The organism is Mycolicibacterium vinylchloridicum (genome assembly GCF_013404075.1).
GTDB lineage: Bacteria > Actinomycetota > Actinomycetes > Mycobacteriales > Mycobacteriaceae > Mycobacterium > Mycobacterium vinylchloridicum.
Genome location: NZ_JACBJQ010000023.1, coordinates 43,473 through 60,831 on the forward strand (window position 1 = coordinate 43,473; position 17,359 = coordinate 60,831).

Annotated in this window: 17 protein-coding genes; 8 read left to right on the forward strand and 9 right to left on the reverse strand. The window is 66.0% G+C overall.

The genetic code is table 11. The features are described 5' to 3' along the window. Nucleotides 1–2: 2 nt before the first annotated feature. Nucleotides 3–1,577 (reverse strand): ABC transporter substrate-binding protein, encoded by a 1,575-nt coding sequence (locus HPC46_RS19650; RefSeq protein ID WP_179472936.1) that lies wholly within the window; start codon nucleotides 1,575–1,577, stop codon nucleotides 3–5. Between the two features lie 303 nt (nucleotides 1,578–1,880). Between HPC46_RS19650 and HPC46_RS19655 the strand changes: the two genes are divergently transcribed. Further along, nucleotides 1,881–2,867 carry a 2-hydroxyacid dehydrogenase gene (locus tag HPC46_RS19655; RefSeq protein WP_179472938.1) on the forward strand — a complete coding sequence of 329 codons (987 nt, stop codon included), beginning with the start codon at nucleotides 1,881–1,883 and terminating at the stop codon, nucleotides 2,865–2,867. Here HPC46_RS19655 and HPC46_RS19660 read toward each other — a convergent pair whose 3' ends face one another. The 6 genes from HPC46_RS19660 to HPC46_RS35575 all read right to left on the reverse strand — a co-directional run bounded on the left by HPC46_RS19660 (nucleotide 2,868) and on the right by HPC46_RS35575 (nucleotide 9,405). After that, entirely contained in the window at nucleotides 2,868–3,803 is a 936-nt protein-coding gene (locus HPC46_RS19660; protein ID WP_179472940.1) for a LysR family transcriptional regulator, read from the reverse strand. A 60-nt stretch (nucleotides 3,804–3,863) separates the two neighbouring features. Beyond that, nucleotides 3,864–5,129: a glucarate dehydratase family protein gene (locus HPC46_RS19665; RefSeq protein ID WP_179472942.1), complete on the reverse strand. Its 1,266-nt coding sequence runs from the start codon at nucleotides 5,127–5,129 to the stop codon at nucleotides 3,864–3,866. Nucleotides 5,130–5,132: 3 nt separating this feature from the next. Further along, a complete protein-coding gene (locus tag HPC46_RS19670; protein ID WP_179472944.1) occupies nucleotides 5,133–6,071 on the reverse strand; it encodes a 5-dehydro-4-deoxyglucarate dehydratase in 939 nt (312 codons plus the stop codon). A gap of 30 nt (nucleotides 6,072–6,101) precedes the next feature. Further along, nucleotides 6,102–7,700 (reverse strand): aldehyde dehydrogenase (NADP(+)), encoded by a 1,599-nt coding sequence (locus tag HPC46_RS19675; protein WP_179472946.1) that lies wholly within the window; start codon nucleotides 7,698–7,700, stop codon nucleotides 6,102–6,104. A 71-nt stretch (nucleotides 7,701–7,771) separates the two neighbouring features. After that, nucleotides 7,772–9,103: an MFS transporter gene (locus tag HPC46_RS19680; RefSeq protein WP_179472948.1), complete on the reverse strand. Its 1,332-nt coding sequence runs from the start codon at nucleotides 9,101–9,103 to the stop codon at nucleotides 7,772–7,774. Nucleotides 9,104–9,273: 170 nt separating this feature from the next. Then, a complete protein-coding gene (locus tag HPC46_RS35575; RefSeq protein ID WP_267909921.1) occupies nucleotides 9,274–9,405 on the reverse strand; it encodes a hypothetical protein in 132 nt (43 codons plus the stop codon). A gap of 114 nt (nucleotides 9,406–9,519) precedes the next feature. Here HPC46_RS35575 and HPC46_RS19685 point away from each other — a divergent pair, with 114 nt between their 5' ends. The 5 genes from HPC46_RS19685 (at nucleotide 9,520) to HPC46_RS19705 (ending at nucleotide 14,873) form a co-directional block, all read left to right on the forward strand. After that, nucleotides 9,520–10,287 carry a GAF and ANTAR domain-containing protein gene (locus HPC46_RS19685; RefSeq protein ID WP_179472950.1) on the forward strand — a complete coding sequence of 256 codons (768 nt, stop codon included), beginning with the start codon at nucleotides 9,520–9,522 and terminating at the stop codon, nucleotides 10,285–10,287. Between the two features lie 110 nt (nucleotides 10,288–10,397). Continuing rightward, nucleotides 10,398–11,579: a glycosyltransferase gene (locus tag HPC46_RS19690; RefSeq protein ID WP_407665530.1), complete on the forward strand. Its 1,182-nt coding sequence runs from the start codon at nucleotides 10,398–10,400 to the stop codon at nucleotides 11,577–11,579. Continuing rightward, nucleotides 11,576–12,598 (forward strand): glycosyltransferase, encoded by a 1,023-nt coding sequence (locus HPC46_RS19695; protein WP_179472952.1) that lies wholly within the window; start codon nucleotides 11,576–11,578, stop codon nucleotides 12,596–12,598. Before HPC46_RS19690 ends, HPC46_RS19695 begins: the two co-directional genes overlap by 4 nt. Then, the gene (locus HPC46_RS19700; RefSeq protein ID WP_179472954.1) at nucleotides 12,595–14,073 is read left to right on the forward strand and encodes a glycoside hydrolase family 130 protein; all 1,479 of its coding nucleotides are present in this window, start codon (nucleotides 12,595–12,597) and stop codon (nucleotides 14,071–14,073) included. The genes HPC46_RS19695 and HPC46_RS19700 overlap by 4 nt, the downstream gene beginning before the upstream one ends. Beyond that, nucleotides 14,070–14,873: a transglutaminase-like domain-containing protein gene (locus HPC46_RS19705; protein WP_325096709.1), complete on the forward strand. Its 804-nt coding sequence runs from the start codon at nucleotides 14,070–14,072 to the stop codon at nucleotides 14,871–14,873. The genes HPC46_RS19700 and HPC46_RS19705 overlap by 4 nt, the downstream gene beginning before the upstream one ends. Before the next feature lie 6 nt (nucleotides 14,874–14,879). Here HPC46_RS19705 and HPC46_RS19710 read toward each other — a convergent pair whose 3' ends face one another. Both HPC46_RS19710 and HPC46_RS19715 read right to left on the reverse strand, forming a co-directional pair. Next, entirely contained in the window at nucleotides 14,880–15,065 is a 186-nt protein-coding gene (locus HPC46_RS19710) for a hypothetical protein (RefSeq protein ID WP_179472956.1), read from the reverse strand. Continuing rightward, a complete protein-coding gene (locus tag HPC46_RS19715) occupies nucleotides 15,065–15,871 on the reverse strand; it encodes a class I SAM-dependent methyltransferase (protein WP_179472958.1) in 807 nt (268 codons plus the stop codon). Before HPC46_RS19715 ends, HPC46_RS19710 begins: the two co-directional genes overlap by 1 nt. 185 nt (nucleotides 15,872–16,056) lie before the next feature. Between HPC46_RS19715 and HPC46_RS19720 the strand changes: the two genes are divergently transcribed. Both HPC46_RS19720 and HPC46_RS19725 read left to right on the forward strand, forming a co-directional pair. Then, the gene (locus HPC46_RS19720) at nucleotides 16,057–16,698 is read left to right on the forward strand and encodes a TetR/AcrR family transcriptional regulator (RefSeq protein WP_179472960.1); all 642 of its coding nucleotides are present in this window, start codon (nucleotides 16,057–16,059) and stop codon (nucleotides 16,696–16,698) included. 111 nt (nucleotides 16,699–16,809) lie between these two features. After that, a complete protein-coding gene (locus tag HPC46_RS19725) occupies nucleotides 16,810–17,310 on the forward strand; it encodes a DUF5994 family protein (RefSeq protein WP_218894404.1) in 501 nt (166 codons plus the stop codon). The last annotated feature ends 49 nt before the right edge of the window (nucleotides 17,311–17,359 follow it).

Consider the following 17,359-nt stretch of genomic DNA (forward strand, 5'->3'; position numbering starts at 1 on the left):
GACTACTGGGTGTTGGTGCGGTCGGCGGGGGCGGCGGCCGGCGTCATCTCGGACAGCCGCATCTCGTCTCCGGTGGCAGAGTTGGGGGTATACGACACCCGTGGCGACTTGCCGAGGATTCCCCGCATGTGGGCGATGTAGGCGAACTGCATGATGTCTTGCGGCTCCTCGGCGAAAAGCTTCGCGAACGCGTCCTGACGCTGCTGGCCGGTGAGGGCCTCCGCGGCACGGATCTTCTTGTCGAATTCAGTTGTGCCATAAGCACTTTGCGGACCATCGCTGAGCATGTACTGATCCATGGTGAACGCGGCGTCACCGGCCTGGTTGCCGTGCATGATCATCAACAGGTAGGGGCCGGGATTCGAGGGGAACGGCCGCAGCTGGAACTGAAGCTGATTCGAGGTGTCCATCATCTCGATCTTGACGTTGAGGCCGATGTCGGCGAACTCGCTCTGCAGCACCTCGATGGTTTCGCTGATATTCGGGAACTGCGCGGTGCGGCCGATCAGCCGGATCTGGCGATCCACCGGGACGCCGTCGGCCCTGGCCTCGTCGATCAGCTGCTTGGCCTTGGCCGGGTCGTGTGGCCACAGCGCGAGAGTGCCGTTGTAGCCGACGACACCGGACGGAATCAGTTGCGACGCAGGCTGACCCAGGCCGCGGAACAGAGCCTTGACGATGCCGTCACGGTTGACGGCGTAGTTGATGGCCTGCCGCACCCGCATGTCGTTGAGCGGTGCCTCGGTGGCCTGCATCCGCAGCGCGGTCGTCTCGTTGTTCTGGAACGGCACCCCGAGGTTGCCGGCTCCGTCCTCGGGGCCGAGTCCGATGGCGATGTCGGCCTCGTCGTTGGTGATCATCGCCGCGCGCACGCTGCCCTCGCTGCGCCACTGGTATTCGGCGCGGGTGAAGGCGGGCTTGGGGCCCCAATAGGTGTCATTGCGCTTGAGCACGAGATTCTGGCCGAAGTTCCAATTCTCGATGGCGTACGGGCCGGTGCCGATGGGCTCGCGGACCTTCTCCTTGGTGCTGGTCGTCCGCGGCACGATCTCGACGAACGAGATACGCAGCGGCAGGATCGGATCCGGCTCCTCGGTGCTCACCTGCAGCGTGTTGGCATCCGGCGCGGACAGCTTCAGCTTCTCGTCGCCGAAGACGTAGCCGTCGACGTTGCACTGCAGATCGGAGTTCACCGCCCGGTCGATCGAGAACGCGGCGTCCTCGGCGGTGAAGGGGGCGCCGTTGGAGAACGTCACACCGTCGCGGATCGTGAAGACCCATTGATCGGGCGAGGCCTGCCGCCACTCGGTCGCCAGCAGCGGCTGCAGGTCACCGGTGTTGGGATCGCGCTCGATCAGCGGCTCGGTGATGTTCGAGCGCACGACGATGCCGGTGGACGTCAACGAGCTCTCGCACGGCTCGAGGGTCGGGGGCTCCTGCTGCAACACGATGCGCAGGGTATTGGCGTCGTACCCGCCGTGATGCGAGTTGGCGACGGTGCAGCCGGAGGCCACGACGGTGATCCCCGCGAGGGCGACGGCCATTGTCTGGCGTTGCCGCATCGTGCGTGGGTGCATGAGTCCTCCCAGGAGGCGTGATGTCCACGTATGTGGATGACATCTGTGATCGCAACCACACCGTAAGGACGGCGCGCGAAAGCCGTCAACCCTGGCGAAATGCCCGAATTGGAGGGCAAATGGGGTCTCCGGAGCACCGAGAACGACGCCGAAAGACGGCTCTGAACTGGCAGTTTCTCCCGTTCGGTGCAGCGGTTATGCCGTGACTCGTGGGGCTGCAGCGCAGAAATGCCGTTTCGGTATAAGTCCATGCAAATTCGGGGTTGGACGGGTATCCGCAGTTCGCCGTACCGTTGAACCACTATGAGCATCGACGAACGCCGGGGCCAGCCGCGAAACGTGTTGCAGGTCGGCCCATTGAAACCGTCACTGGCGCAAGCACTTCAGGACCGCTATATGGCCCTGGTGCTGCCCGACGACGCGGCCGCCCGGGCAGCGTTCCTGGCCGACCACGGAGCGGAGGTCACCGCCGTGGTGACCTCGGGCCGCACCGGGGTGGACCGGACCCTCATGGCAGAGCTGCCGAACCTGGGCGCCGTCGTCAACTTCGGCGTCGGGTATGACACCACCGACATCGACGCGGCCGCCGCCCGTGGAGTGTCGGTGAGCAATACCCCCGATGTCCTGACCGACTGTGTGGCCGACACCGCGGTCGGATTGATGATCGACACGCTGCGCCAGTTCTGTGCCGCCGATCGTTACGTCCGGGCCGGCCGGTGGGTCAGCGAGGGCAACTATCCGCTGACCCGTCAAGTGAGCAACACCAGGGTCGGGATCATCGGGCTGGGTCGCATCGGCAGTGCAATTGCCAAGCGGCTCACTGCGTTCGGCTGCAGGATCAGCTACCACAACCGGCGGCCCGTCGACGGCGTGCCTTATACCTACGCCGCCTCCACGGTCGAATTGGCCCGGGATATAGACGTTTTGGTGGTGGCCGCCGCGGGCGGCGCAGGCACCCGCCATCTGGTGGACCGTGAGGTCATCGCAGCGTTGGGATCGGACGGCTACCTGGTGAACATCGCCAGGGGAAGCGTGGTCGACGAGGTCGCGTTGGTCGAGGCGCTGGCCGAGGGCCGCCTCGCCGGAGCCGGGCTGGACGTCTTCGTCGACGAGCCTGCCGTTCCCGAACAGCTGCTGACGATGGACAACGTCGTATTGCTGCCGCACGTGGCCAGCGGAACGGTACAGACGCGTGCCGCGATGGAAGACCTGACACTGCGTAACCTCGACAGCTTCCTCGCGTCGGGCACCCTGATCACCCCGGTTCCCATGCCGGCACCGGCGCGGTAATCACCCGCTGCGGTCCACCACCTCGTCGACCAGATCGTCTGTAGTCCATTCCCGCTGTGGCAGAACATCTTTGAGGAGGCGAAGCAGAGCTGGATTGGAGCTGTCGCTTCGCCACACCGCGTCGAGCTCGACGGGGCGTTCTCGGAATGAGCCGATGGACCGAAACCTGACTCCCTCTGGATGCAGGGTCGCAGCCGACGCGGGCACCAGGGCAATACCGATGCCGGAACGGACCAGCACCAACATCGTGTGGACCTGCGTCACGAACTGGACGTAGTTCGGGGTCGCGCCGGCGATGGTGAAGGTACTGATCAGCAAGTCGTTGAAATAGCGCGCCTGCACCGGCGAGTACATGATGACGTCTTCGCCGTCCAGATCGTTCAGCGTCAGCTGGCGGCCCAGCGCGGCCAACGGATGCGCTTCGGGCAGAGCGGCAACCAGCTGCTCGTGCAATAGCGGTCGGGACACCAGTCCGGGACGTTTGAGCGGTGGCCGCGCCATCCCCAGGTCGAGCTCGCCGGTCATCAAACCCTCGATCTGCGCGGCGGTGACCATCTCGCGCAGGTCGAGCTTGACGTCGGGCAGCTTGCGTCGGGCCTCGTCGAGCAACCGCGGCAGTACGGCATGCGCGGACGCCGCGGTGAAGCCGACGACGACGGTGCCCAGGTCGCCCGAGGGGATCCGCTTGACCGTCTGAGCCGCGCCTTCGGCGAGCTGCAGGATGCGTCGGGCGTCAGGCAGGAAGGCGACGCCGGCCGGGGTGAGTGTGACGGTGCGGGTGGTGCGGTCGATGAGCTGGACGCCCAGCTCGCTCTCCAGCTGCTGGACCTGCCTGCTCAGTGGAGGCTGGGTCATGTGCAACCGCTCGGCGGCCCGGCCGAAGTGCAATTCCTCGGCGACGGCGACAAAACACGACAACCGGGCCAACGAGAACATCGATGCACTCCTGGAATCATTGGGTGCGCTATGCGCGCCCAGTGTGCATCAGTGTAGGCGCTACCAGCGCGGACTCAGAGCCTTGAATTCAGGATCGACCGTCTGCATATAGCCGGTGTCGTCCCGGTCACGGATACCGCAGCGCACGTACTGCTCATGCAGCGCGGCCAGCGCGTCGTCATCGATCTGGATACCGAGCCCCGGTGTGGTCGGCACGCGGACTGCGCCGTCGACGAACGTCAGAGCTCCGGGCGCAACCACGTCCTCGGTTTTCCACGGCCAATGGGTGTCACACGCATAGCTGAGGTTCGGCACCGCCCCAGCGAGGTGGACCATCGCCGCCAGGCTGATGCCCAGGTGGGAGTTCGAGTGCATCGACACCCCGAGTCCGAAGGTTTCACAGATGCCGGCGAGCAGTCGGGAGCGCTGCAGCCCGCCCCAGTAGTGGTGATCCGAGAGCACGATACCGACCGACTGTTTGGCCACCGCGTCGGCGAGCTGCTCGAACGCTACGACACACATGTTGGTGGCCAACGGCATCGGAGCTTGAGCGGCGACATCGGCCATCCCGTCCAGGCCCTGGGTGGGATCCTCGAGGTACTCCAGAACCCCGGCCAGACCGGTGGCCACCTTGACCGAGGTCTGTGGCGTCCAGGCGGCGTTGGGGTCCAGTCGCAGCGGATGGTCGGGGAACACCGCGTGCAGCGCCTCGATAGCAGCCATCTCCTCCTCGGGAGCGAACACACCACCCTTGAGTTTGATTGCGGTGAAACCATATTCGTCGATGATGCGGCGGGCCTGAGCCACGATCCCGTCCGGGTCCAGCGCCTCGCCGAACTGATCGGGCGCCTCCCCCGGATGGCCTGCCCACTTGTAGAACAGGTAGGCGCTGAACGGAACGGCATCGCGGACCGCGCCGCCCAGCAGATCGCTGACCGGCCTGCCCGCCGCATGGCCCTGGATGTCGAGGCAAGCCACCTCGAAGGGGGACAGCACCTGGTCGACGGCGCTGGCCTTGGTGATCATTCCGGCCGTGCCGATGGCACGCGAGTCGCCGTGCAGGCGCTGCGCGATCACTGCACGAATCTGGTTGAGCGCGAACACATCCAGTCCGGTAATTGCTGCGGCCGCGGCCTCCAGCCGGGCGAGGTGTGTTGCGTCAGCATAGGTTTCGCCCAGTCCGACGAGGCCCGCGTCAGTATCGAGCTGGATGATCGCGCGAAGGGCGTGCGGCTGGTGCACTCCCACGGTGTTCAGCAGCGGCGGGTCGGCGAAGGCCACCGGCGTGATACGGGCCCCGGTGATGCGAATCCGGCTGGGCGCCATGGCCTAGAGTGCCTCGGTGAGTGCCCCGGCCAGCGCGGCGCGCCCCGCGGCGATGATCGTTCGCAGTTCGGCGACATCGTCGGCGCTCGGCATGATCAACGGTGGACGCACCGGACCGGCCGGTATGCCGCCGAGCGCAACGCCGACCTTGACCAGCGACACGGCGTATCCGGGCACGGTGTCGCGCAGCCGGACCAACGGATGGAAGAAGTCCCGCAACAGCGCCTCGACGAGTGCGTCGTTGCCGCTCTCCAGTGCGTCGTAAAAGGCCAGAGCCACATCGGGTGCGAAGGCGAAGGCGGCCGACGAATACAGCGGCACTCCGATCGCCCGGTACGCCTGCTGGGTGGTCTCCGCGGTCGGCAGGCCGTTGAAGAACAGGAAGGGCTTGCCGGTGGGGGTCAGCGAATCGGTCACGGCCCGCACGATGCGCGCGACCCGGTCCAGATCGCCCGTGCCGTCCTTGAAGCCGACCACGTTCGGGATCTGGGCGACGGTCACGGCGGACGCCTCGGTGTACCGGGCGTTGGTGCGGTTGTAGACGATCACCGGCAGGTCAGTGGCCGACGCGACCTCGGCGGTGTAGGCGATCAGCCCCTCCTGCGGCATCTCGACGAGGTACGGCGGCAACAACAGCAGCCCGTCGGCGCCGACCTCCTCCGCCGCCTTGGCGAATAGCTTGGCCTGCGCGACAGAACCGCCTGCACCGGCGTAGACCGGGACGCGACCGGCGACCGCTTCGACGGCGGTGCGGACGATCGCGGCGAACTCCTGCGGTTCGAGGGCATGGAATTCGCCTGTGCCGCAGGCGACGAACACGCCGCCCGCGCCGGCGTCGACGCCGGAGGCGACGTGGCGGGCCAGGGCGGCGAGATCGGCCTCACCGTGTTGGGTGAAGGGTGTGACGGGGAAGAACAGAACTCCACCGAACGTGGGGTGCATGGCGAATGGCTCCTTGGTGAGTGGGATGGGTCAGTTCTGCTGGAGCCGGCCGTCGATACGCCGCCACAGGTGGTCAGGGTTGCCGTCGGCGATTGCACTGGGTAGCAATGATTTCGGTACGTCCTGGTAGCAGACGGGTCGCAGGAATCGTTCGATCGCCCGCGAGCCGACTGACGTGCTGCGCGAATCCGAGGTGGCTGGGTAGGGGCCGCCGTGCACCATCGCGTGGCCGACCTCCACGCCGGTGGGCCACCCGTTGAACAGGATGCGTCCGGCCTTGAGTTCGAGCAGCGGGATCAGGTCGCGCGCGTCGTCGTAGTCGGACGGCTCGGCGTGCACCGTGGCGGTGAGCTGGCCTTCGATGTTCTCCGCGACAGCGCGCATCTCGGCGGCATCCCGGCACCGGATCACGAGGCTGGCCGCCCCGAACACCTCGGCCTGCAGCGTCTCGGACGCGAGTAGGCTGCGGGCATCGGTGGCGAACAGTGCTGCCTGGCAGTTGGTTTGGCTGTCACTACCCTGCCCGGACCCCACGAGTTCCGCTTCACGGGTCAATGCGGCGACCCCGTCGGCATAGCTCCGCGCGATACCAGGGGTGAGCATCGGCGCGGCCGCGCTATCCGCGAGCGCATCACGAGCGGCGGCGAGGAATGCGTCCAGTCCGTTCCCGTCGACGGCGATGACGAGGCCCGGGTTCGTGCACAACTGCCCGGATCCGGTGGTCAGCGATGTGACGAAGGCACGGCCGAGATCCGCCGCGCGCTGTGTCAGCGCTCCGTCGAGCAGGAACACCGGATTGATGGAACTCATTTCGGCATAGACCGGGATCGGTTCGGGCCGCTGGGCCGCGGCCTCGACCAAAGCCATACCACCGGAACGTGATCCGGTGAATCCGACGGCTTTGATGCGGGGGTCGGTGACCAGCGCGATCCCGAGGTCCGGGCCGGACCCGAAGAGCAACGAGAAGGTTCCGGCGGGCAACCCCGCTGCGGCGACCGCCTCGGTGATGGCGCGACCGACGAGCTCCGAGGTGCCCGGATGAGCGTCGTGGGCTTTGACGACGACCGGGCACCCGGCGGCCAGCGCGGAGGCGGTATCGCCGCCGGCGACCGAGAAGGCCAGCGGGAAATTGCTGGCGGCGAACACCGCGACGGGGCCGAGCGGGACGGCGCGCTGCCGAAGATCGGGCCGGGGCAGCGGGTCTCGGTCGGGGAGCGCCGGATCGATGCGGGCGCCGTTCCAACTGCCTTCGCGTAGCAGGTCGGCGAACAGACGGAGCTGACCCGTCGTGCGGGCAACCTCCCCGGTGATGCGGGCCTGGGGGAGTCCGGTCTCGGCCATGGCGCGAGCGATGATGTCATCGCGGATCAGTTCGATGTTGCCGGCGATGGTTTCGAGGAAGGCCGCGCGCTCCGCAGCCGTCGACGCACGGTATGTGGCGAAGGCCGCGAGCGCCGCGGCGCAGGCGGCGTTGACGTGGGAGCGGTCACCGTGGCGGTAGGTGGGCTGCAGCGGTTGTTCGGCGCTCGGGTCGAAGGCGGTGATCTGCTTGCCGGTGCCGTGTACCGGGTTGCCGGCGATCAGCATCTGTCCCGTCAGCGCGACGGTCTGCGGCATGGTTGCTGTCATGGTTTCCTCGGCGATTGTCGGGTGGTCTACAGCAACCGTAGGGAACCGGATCCATGCTTGTCCAAGTCCAATTATGACACTAATGATGCAGTACTTGGATTAATACCGGCCTCGCGCAGTTGTAGGACCATGGCTCGCCCCGCCGTCTCGCTGAGCAGCAACACGCTGACCAGACCCAGCACCGCGACGCCGGCCATCACCGCGGTGATCGCCCAGCTGCCGTAGGTGGACAGCAGCATCGGCGAGAGCACGGGTGGTAACGCCCCGCCGAGGATGCCGCCGATGTTGTACGAGAAGCCTGCGCCACTGTAGCGGTAGCGGGTGGCGAAGATCTCCGGGATGAATGCGGCCATGGGCCCCATCATGATTCCGATGATCCCGTAGGTGCCGATGACCGCGATGCCGTAGCGAACCGGATCGCCGGACTGGACCATCGGGAACAGGATCAGCGTCCACGGCAGGGCCAGCGTCGCACCGAACGCCAGGACGCGGCGGCGTCCGTAGGTGTCGCTCAGCATCGCCGAGGCGGCGACGAACACCAGCGAGCACAGGCCGCCGGCCACACCCACGAGCAGGATCAGGTTCTCGTCGTAATGCAGTTGTGTGGCAGCGTAATTGGGGAAGTAGGTGCCCACTTGGAAGGCGAGCATGAACAAACCCATGACCGTGCCGGCCGCCAGGACCATCTCGCGCCCCTGATGCCGGAACGCCTCGGCGATCGGGACGCCGGCCGGCCCGTCGGCGGTCGACTCGGCGAACACCGGGCTCTCCTCGACGTGTGTCCGGACGTAGATGGCAACGGCCAGCAGGACCGCGCTCAGCAGGAACGGGATGCGCCAACCCCATTGGAAGAAGGCCGATTCCGCGTCACCGAAGGCGCTGTGCACCCCGAGGAAGACCAGGTTTCCCAGCACCAGCGCGGTACCGAGGCCCAGCTGGGTGAACATGCAGAAGTAGCCGCGCCTGCCCTGCGGTGCCTGCTCGGCGCTCATCAGTGCCGCGCCGGCCCATTCGCCGCCGACAGCGAAGCCCTGCAAGAGCCGCATCGCGATCAGCAGCAGCGGTGCGGCCACGCCGATGGTGGCGGTGCTCGGGATGAGGCCGACGCCGATGCTGCACGCGCCCATGATCACCAGCGTGAACACCAGCACATTCTTGCGTCCGATGCGATCGCCGAAGTGGCCGAAGACCGCCGCGCCCAGCGGACGGGACAGGAACGCTGCCGCGAAGGTGCCCAGCGAGGCGATCGTGGCCATCAGCGGACTCATGTGTGGGAAGAACACGACGGGGAACACCAGCGCGGCGGCGGTCCCGTAGATGAAGAAGTCGTAGTACTCGATCGCCGAGCCGACGTAGCTGGCGAGCGCGACGCGGCGGGCGCGGACGCGCTGCAGTGTTTCCATGCCGCAATCGTCGCCACCTGCGGCTGGTGGGGGTATCCGCCAGCCAGTTGATCCTTCTAGTCGACCCGCGCTGTCCACCGATCGGGGGACAGCTGTTGCGCCGAAGCTGTCGTCATTGACACGACTACTCGAGAAACGGTTCTACAACTACAGTTTCGGCGGGAACGGGCTCAGCGATGCTTGGTGTTCAGCAGGTTGTCAGTCGGATTGCTGTCGGATTTGGCCCGCTTCTCCGCGCGTTTCTCTTTCAGCGACTTACCGGCTTTTTTCGTCATTGACTGGCGAGGGGATTTGTCTGCCACGTGAGGCCCTTCGATGGGGGGCCTGTCGACGGTCCCGGTAGCAGCGACTGTACGCGTCAATGCCCGCCGGGAAGTTCGCAGTGGCAAAAGAGAAGTCAAAGTACTGTTGGCAGGGTGTCGGGGTTCGATCAGGTCGGTGCTGATGACTCGAATCTTCGCGCCGCGATCGGTGATCTGGCCGGCCTGGTCGCAGGCAGCCGACCGCTATCCGAATCGCTCGCGGAGGTAGCCGGATTCGCAGCGCGGGCGATCCCGGGAGCAGACGGCGTCGGGGTGGCGCTGTTTCGCGGCGCACCGGACGAGACGGTGGAAGCGTCCTCAGCCAGTGCCGCGTTCGTCGAGGAAATCGAGCAGATCCAGTACGTCACCCTCGGCGAGGGGCCGGCGTTCAGTTCGGTGCGGGAACGCAAGCCAGTGCTGTCCGACTCGGTGGGTGGTGACCAGCGGTGGCCGCGTTTCGGTCCGCGGGTGGGACGACTCGGCGTGCACAGCGTGCTCGCACTGCCACTGGTGGTGACCGATCGAGTCGTCGGCGCAATCAGCTTGTACGCCTACGGCAAACATGCTTTCGGCGAGCATGCCGTGGAGGTGGCAGAGCTGTTCGCCAGGCCGGCCGCGGTGGCCGTACACAACGCGCAGGTTCTTGCGCACGCGCAAGTGCTGACTGCGCGTTTGCAGGCCGCACTTCAGACCCGACCGGCGATCGATCAGGCGGTTGGCCTCATCCGCGGACGTACCGGGCGTAGCGCAGAGGACGCGCTGAGTCATCTGCGGGCGATCAGCCAGGCCGAGCAACGCAAGCTCGTCGATGTGGCTCAAAGCCTGGTTGATGAGGCGGCCCGCCGCGCCCGCGCCCGCGCCGGGTCCCGGGGTGTAACGTAAGGGCTGTTGGAAATCCAGCCAGTCCGGAATAAGTCAGCCGTCCGCCGCTGAACTTGCCGAGCAATCGCTCACGCCGGGCACGTCGGTGACAACCGCAAGTCGGGATCACCTTGAACTTTCTTTCTGTCCTTCCTTCGCTGACGCCTGCCGTTGTTCCCTATCAGGGTCCTTCTCGCGTTCCGCGGATCGGAATTCTCAGCACGTATCCGCCGACACGATGTGGGCTGGCCACCTTCAGCGCTGCCCTGTCCGGAGGATTGCGCGCCAACAAGGCTGCCGTCGATGTGGTTCGGATCGCCGACGGACCGCCCAGCGATGCCGTCGAGGTTGTCGGCGAATTGGCCAACGGGACGCCGGCATCGGTGACGGCTGCCGTCGAACTGCTCAACCGATCTGACGTTGTCATCCTGCAACACGAGTACGGCATCTATGGCGGAACCGACGGAGACGAATTCGTCGACATCGTCCGCGGGTTACGCGTGCCGTCGATAGTTGTCGCTCACACAGTTCTCAAAGACCCTACGCCACACCAGCGTTGGGTGCTGGAGACGATCGCTGCAGAAGTCGATCAGGTTGTGGTGATGACCGCGGCCGCGCATGCGCGGCTGTGGCAGAACTACGACGTCGACCGCCGTAAGATCACCACGATCCCGCACGGGGCCACCGTGCTGGCCAATGTCCAGGTCAAGCGCTCAGGGCGGCCAACACTGTTGACCTGGGGTCTGTTGGGGCCGGGTAAGGGTATCGAGCGAGTCATCGACGTGATGGACTCGCTCCGCGAGCTTCCCGGGCGCCCCCGCTACCTGGTTGCCGGCCGCACGCATCCCAAAGTTCAGGCCGCTGACGGCGACGCCTACCTCGATTCCCTTCGGGAGCGGGCGAAATCCCGTGGCGTCGCGGATTCGGTGAGCTTTGACACCGCCTACCGCGACACCCCGACGCTTGCCGCGATGGTGCAGTCCGCGGCGGCGGTGGTCTTACCGTACGACTCCACCGACCAAGTCACCTCGGGTGTTCTGGTCGACGCGATCGCCAATGGCCGTCCGACGGTGGCCACTGCGTTCCCGCATGCCGTCGAACTGCTCGGTGACGGTACCGGGATTGTTGTGCCGCACGATGATACGGATGCAATGAGGTCCGCACTGCATATGATCCTGACGCAGCCACGGCTGGCTGGATACATGGCCTCCAGGGCCCGCCTCTTGGCGCCCACGATGGCCTGGCCGGTGGTTGGCAGGGAATATCTTCTTCTGGCGCAACGACTTTGCGCGAAGAGATCGGCTTTGGTATGAGCGGCGACATACCGCTTCCGGTCTTCGCTCGGCTCCTGCAGATGACGGACCATCGTGGAACCTTCGAGCACGCGTGCCTGGATCAGCCACGGCCCGAGCACGGCTATTGCACCGACGACATGGCCCGTGTGCTGGTCGTCGCCTGCCGCCAGCCCGATCCGTCCGGTGAGGTCAATCGCCTGGCTGGTGTTGCCCTGCGGTTCCTGGGCGACGCCCAGGCTCTCACCGGCGCCTGCCGGAATCGGATGAACGTCGCGGGCAAATGGCTGGACGAACCGAGCGTGGACGACTGTTGGGGCAGATGCATCTGGGGACTCGGCACCGCGGTTGGGCGCAGTGAAGTTGTCTGGGTGCGCAAATCAGCACTCGTGCAGTTCGAACGCGCCGCGCAGGTGCGTTCGCCGTCGCCGCGCGCGATGGCGTACGCGGCATTGGGTGCCGCGGAAGTTCTTGCGGCCCATCCTGATCATCGCGCTGCCCGCAGATTGATCACCGACTACGCGATCTCGGTGCCCCAGCCCAATGGCAATCCTGATTGGCCGTGGCCCGAGCCGCGGCTGACCTACGCCAATGCGGTGCTCGCCGAAGCGATCATCGCCGCAGGTGCTGCGTTGGAGGCCTCGAATCTCTGGCAGCGGGGGCTGGACCTGCTTGGTTGGCTTCTGGACCTGGAAACCTCCGGTGATCACTTGTCGCCGACTCCCGTCGGAGGCAGGGGCCCGGGAGAGGTCGGCCCTGCGTTCGATCAGCAGCCGATCGAGGTGTCGAGTCTGGCCGACGCGTGCGCTCGCGCTGCTGCCGTCGACCCCGCCTCGAGATGGAACGACGGAGTGCGCGCCGCGGCGTCCTGGTTCACCGGCGCCAACGACACCGGCCAGGTCATGTGGGACCCCGAGACCGGCGGCGGATTCGACGGATTGCAGGCCGACGGCGTGAACCTCAATCAGGGTACGGAGTCGACACTGGCCGTCATCTCGACGTTTCAGCACGCCCAGCGAATATCGTTGCTGCAGAGGTGAGATCGATCAGAACCGGCCTCGCCACGCGCGCTCCAGTGCGGTTGGCGGCCGATCCGTCTCGGGTCATCATCCGGCTCTTCGTGCCCGGGCAGGAAGGCTTCGAGCAACAGGACTCACGTGCGGGACCGGTGCTGACACGCATTCTTGCACTGACCGAAGCCGAGGTCTTGGCGTCGTTGGACGATGTCATCTCCCGATTCGACAGCCGACATCGCAACCTCGGCGACACATTTCGCCGGCACGCGCGGGAGCTCGCCGACCGACTGCGCCCCGGTGCGCGCGTGTCCGATGCCCGAATGGCGCTACTTGGTGCGGCGTTCACGAGCGAGTACGCGATCGAGGCGGCCGCGCTGTGCAATCCGAGCATCGTGGCGCACCCGGACCAGACGGGGGCAGCTGCGGGCAGCGTGCGATTCGTGATGAGCGTGCGGGGCATCGGCGAAGGCCACCGGTCGTCGATCGGATTTCGGACCGGCGTGATCGATGAGTGGGGAGACCCCAAGATCGACCCGCCAGTGGCGCTCGCGACAGTCGGATCGTCGACGCCGAGTCTCCTGGATGCGGCGATCTTCCGTGAGGAGCTGAACCGGCTCGACGATGCGGGGGAGACGGCCAACTACGTCTTCGATGCACTCGGCGAGCAGTTCACTCACGCCGACCTGGAGCATCGACTGACTGTACTCGCGGCCCACCTGAGCACGCGCGGACGTGCGCTGGAGACCATCTCCGAGATTCGGACCATCGCCGAGAGGAGCTACTCGGTCGAATTCCCGCCCCGCATACCACTTTCCGAACGGATACTATGGCCAGCCGTCGAGGCCGAGTCGGTAGGCATGGAAGACGCCCGCTTCGTTCGCTTCGTCGACGACGACGGCTCGACGACGTTCTATGCCACATACACCGCCTATAACGGGTCCCACATCAGCCAGCAGCTGCTGAAGACCGACGATTTCCGCTCATTCACGTCGAACCCGATGGTCGGCCGCGCCGCGGCGAACAAGGGTTTGGCGCTGTTTCCGCGCCGCATCAAAGGCCGCTATGCTGCCCTGTCCAGGGCTGACCGCGAGTCGAATTCCATCACCTACTCGGATCGCCCGTTTGTGTGGACGGAGGCTCAACCATTCCAGCGTCCGGTTGCCCCCTGGGAAGTGCTGCAACTGGGCAACTGTGGCTCACCGATCGAAACCGAAGCAGGATGGCTGGTGCTCACCCACGGGGTCGGCCCGATGCGCACCTACCGGATCGGTGCCGTGCTGCTCGATCTCGATGACCCGACGATAGTGCTGGGCCACCTGAAGGACCCGCTGCTCAGTCCTGCCGCCGACGAGCAGAACGGGTACGTTCCCAACGTGGTCTACTCCTGCGGCGCACTCGTTCACGCTGACACCTTGGTGTTGCCCTACGGGATCGGCGACGCGGCAATCGGTTTCGCCACTGTGTCGGTGCGCGAGCTGCTAACGGCGCTGCGCGCGTGAAGCGCGAAGTGAGCGCGGCCCTCGAAGTAGAGATCACCGGCCCGACGACCCTGGAATTCCAGATCGCTGTCGCGCCGCATCCGGGCGCGTCGGTTTCTGAAGCGTTGTCGTTCGTGTTGAACGGCGCCCCGATCCCAGCGCTGGAGATCAGCGGCACCCACGGGAACCGCATCCATAAGCTCGATGTCGGCGTGGGTGATCTGAAGGTGACCTACGAGGCGACCATCACGGGCCGGACCGATCCCGCCCCGGTCACCGAGTACGACCTGTCAATGTACCTGCGCCCCAGTCGATACGCCGAAGCCGACAAGTTCTATGGCTTCGCCGCAACGGAATTCGGTAGCTTTCTCGAGTCAGAGGCTCTGTTGGAGCAGGTGTCAGTCTGGGTGGGCGCCCGGCTGAACTATGTGCCCGGTTCCAGTGATCCGATCGATGGGGCAGTGGACACCTTGCTGGCCGGCGAAGGGGTGTGTCGGGACTTCGCGCATCTGGTGGTCGCACTTCTGCGGGCGGTCAACGTGCCGGCCCGCGTCGTGTCGGTGTATGCGCCGGGTCTTTATCCGATGGACTTCCATGCCGTTGCCGAGGCGTACGTGAACGGCCAGTGGCGAGTGGTGGACGGAACTCTCCTGGCGCCACGGCAGTCACTGGTGCGGATTGCCACGGGTCGCGACGCCGCGGACACCGCGTTCTTGGACAACCACAAGGGCGCCATCGCATTGCAATCGCTGGAGGTCATGGCGATCGCCGTCGGCGACCTGCCCCGCGACTCCATCGATCAACTGGTGTCGATCGGGTGAGCCGGCTCAGAGCCTGAACATCTCCCGCGACATCGACGCCTGCTCGACGAAGCTGGCCCGCTGCGGTGGGTAGTGGCGTCTCTTCTCCCGCGCTTCGTGATCGTGCTCGGCGAACGCGGGTGCTCGCAGCCACGCCAGGACCCGGCTCAGGAAGCGTGCCGGCGACAGACCGCCGGTTCCGATGGCGACCATCACCGCACCTGGACCCAGGCCGTGATCTGCGGCGGCATCATGATGCTGGCCTTCGCAGCGGACATTTCGCGTTGCAGCAGCGACAGCATGTCGTCGGGGGCCGGCACATCGGCGGTGAGCCCCAGCCCGTCGGCGATCGGATACACCAGCCGCCAGATCTCGGCGGCGTAGGTCAGCAGGTCGATGTCGTCGGCACCGCCCATCGGCGCACCTACCGCCATCCGCGGGATGCCCAGCCCGGCTTCCTGGAATAGTGCGCCGAGCTTGGGCCCGAACGAGATGTCGAGCCCGAGCGCTTCGAACGACCGCGCCACGGCGTCGGTGACCGTGCGGAACATCGGGATCTCGGGATAGCTGTGCACCGAGACGATGTCGTTCTCGGCGAAGGCGACGACGCCGCCGGGCCGGACCAGTCCGGCGAGCCGGCGAAGCGCGGCGACCGGGTCGGGCAGGTGCATGAGGATCAGCCGCCCGATGACGGCGTCGACCGGCTCCTCGAGCACCAGCTCGTCGAGCGCGGACTGGGTGAACGACACGTTGGTCCTGCCCTGTTCTGCGGCGCGGGAACGGGCCAGGTGCACGATGTCGGCGGCGTCGACGCCGTGGACCGAGCCATTCGGCCCGACGATTTCGGCGGCCAGGAACGAGACGTCGCCGGGACCGGAGCCGACGTCGAGGACCTGCATCCCCGGCTTCAGACCCGCCATCAGCAATGCGTGTCTGGTGTCGGCCCGGTACACCCTGCCCTGGAGCAGCAGCCGGCGTACCTCGCTGTCCTCGTGTCCGAGCGTGTAGGTGGTGCTCATGGAATGGTCCTCCGTTCGCGTGACCCCTCGCGCTAGACTAAATCGTCTAGACGTAGTGGTCTAGACGATGTGGTCTAGCCCACATAAATTGGACGATGTGGTCTAGTCCACTAGGTCTAGTGGTCGGCGAAACCGCCCTATAGTGGAAAAGCCGACTTCAACGGCACATATCGAAGGCGGTACGCATGGCAACCCAGGAAGCGGTCCTCCCACACAAGGAGCGGCTGCTGCGCGCTGGGATCAAGCTGTTCTACGAAAACGGCTTCCACGGGACCACGATCGACGCCGTCTTGGCCGAGGCGGGCGTGCCGAAGGGGTCCTTCTATCACCACTTCGGATCCAAGGACGCGTTCGCACAAGCCGTCCTGGACCGCTACATCCAGTTCCAGGGCCAGCTGTTCACGACGTGGTTCGCCCGCACCGACCTGTCCACGGTCGAGCAACTGACCGGCTACTTCACGGACATGTCGCAGATCTTCATCAAGTCCGGCTTCCAGACCGCGTGCCTGACCGGAAAGTTCTCCACCGAGATGGGCGCGACGTCCGACTACTTCCGGCCGCAGCTGGCCACCCAGATCGCGATGTGGAAGTCACAGCTTTCCACGCTGCTGACCGCGGGCCAGGAGCGCGGCGACATCCGCAGCGACCGCCCCGCCGGAGACCTCGCCGACGCCGTGCTGGCGCTGATCCAGGGCGCATTCGTGCTGACCCTGTCGACCCGGGACGAGCGCACCCTGACCACGGTGTGTGCGACCATCAGAGAGCTCGTCGAGCCGACGAACCGCGATAGCGGGCAGCGTGTCGCTGCGCCGGGTATAGAGTCGTAGTAATCCGTTCGCGCTCAGCATCAGTCGCAGTCCGTGGATAGGCCCGCCGATCTGTGAGGACGCAGTGATGGACGATTTCGATATTTCCTGCGCGGTTTTGTTGTGAACGGCATGCGTGGATCGCGCCGCACCGCCAGCCCCATTCGACTCAGCCTCAATCCGGTCCTCGGTGGTGACATCGACGGGGCGTGGTGGCCGCGATCCGAGGCCCTGGCCAGGGAGCTTCCCGACCTCATCGAGGCGCTGCATGTGCCGTTGGGTGAGATTCTCGACATCAACATCAACTGGTCGGCGACCACCACCGCGCCGATCTTGGACTCCAAGTTCGCGACCGCGACCCGCAGTATGGGGTGGAACGATCGGCGCCACCGCATCATGGTCGTGGTCGGCCGAAACGGGTGTGCCCGCCTGCTCGTCATCCCGCAAACGACAACTCAGGCGCTCGGCTGGATGGTGATGAGGCAGGCGGCCGCCATGCCCGGTCTCGATGAGGGGCCGGACGTACCCGAGTACGCGGTCGCGGATCGCGTGGTGCGTGCGGCGCGGGCGGAGAGTGCGTCCTCGGTGGGTCGCTCGCTGCACTCTCCTGTTGCCGGCGGGGCGCTAGACTGACCAAAAGCCAAGGGCTGGTACGGCATTGCCGTACCAGCCCTTGGTTAGT

Coding starts and splice junctions, on each gene's coding strand:
- HPC46_RS19650 (WP_179472936.1), bottom strand. CDS start 1,577: ATGCACCCACGCACGATGCGGCAACGCCAGACAATGGCCGTCGCCCTC.
- HPC46_RS19655 (WP_179472938.1), top strand. CDS start 1,881: ATGAGCATCGACGAACGCCGGGGCCAGCCGCGAAACGTGTTGCAGGTC.
- HPC46_RS19660 (WP_179472940.1), bottom strand. CDS start 3,803: ATGTTCTCGTTGGCCCGGTTGTCGTGTTTTGTCGCCGTCGCCGAGGAA.
- HPC46_RS19665 (WP_179472942.1), bottom strand. CDS start 5,129: ATGGCGCCCAGCCGGATTCGCATCACCGGGGCCCGTATCACGCCGGTG.
- HPC46_RS19670 (WP_179472944.1), bottom strand. CDS start 6,071: ATGCACCCCACGTTCGGTGGAGTTCTGTTCTTCCCCGTCACACCCTTC.
- HPC46_RS19675 (WP_179472946.1), bottom strand. CDS start 7,700: ATGACAGCAACCATGCCGCAGACCGTCGCGCTGACGGGACAGATGCTG.
- HPC46_RS19680 (WP_179472948.1), bottom strand. CDS start 9,103: ATGGAAACACTGCAGCGCGTCCGCGCCCGCCGCGTCGCGCTCGCCAGC.
- HPC46_RS19695 (WP_179472952.1), top strand. CDS start 11,576: ATGAGCGGCGACATACCGCTTCCGGTCTTCGCTCGGCTCCTGCAGATG.
- HPC46_RS19710 (WP_179472956.1), bottom strand. CDS start 15,065: ATGGTCGCCATCGGAACCGGCGGTCTGTCGCCGGCACGCTTCCTGAGC.
- HPC46_RS19715 (WP_179472958.1), bottom strand. CDS start 15,871: ATGAGCACCACCTACACGCTCGGACACGAGGACAGCGAGGTACGCCGG.
- HPC46_RS19720 (WP_179472960.1), top strand. CDS start 16,057: ATGGCAACCCAGGAAGCGGTCCTCCCACACAAGGAGCGGCTGCTGCGC.
- HPC46_RS19725 (WP_218894404.1), top strand. CDS start 16,810: ATGCGTGGATCGCGCCGCACCGCCAGCCCCATTCGACTCAGCCTCAAT.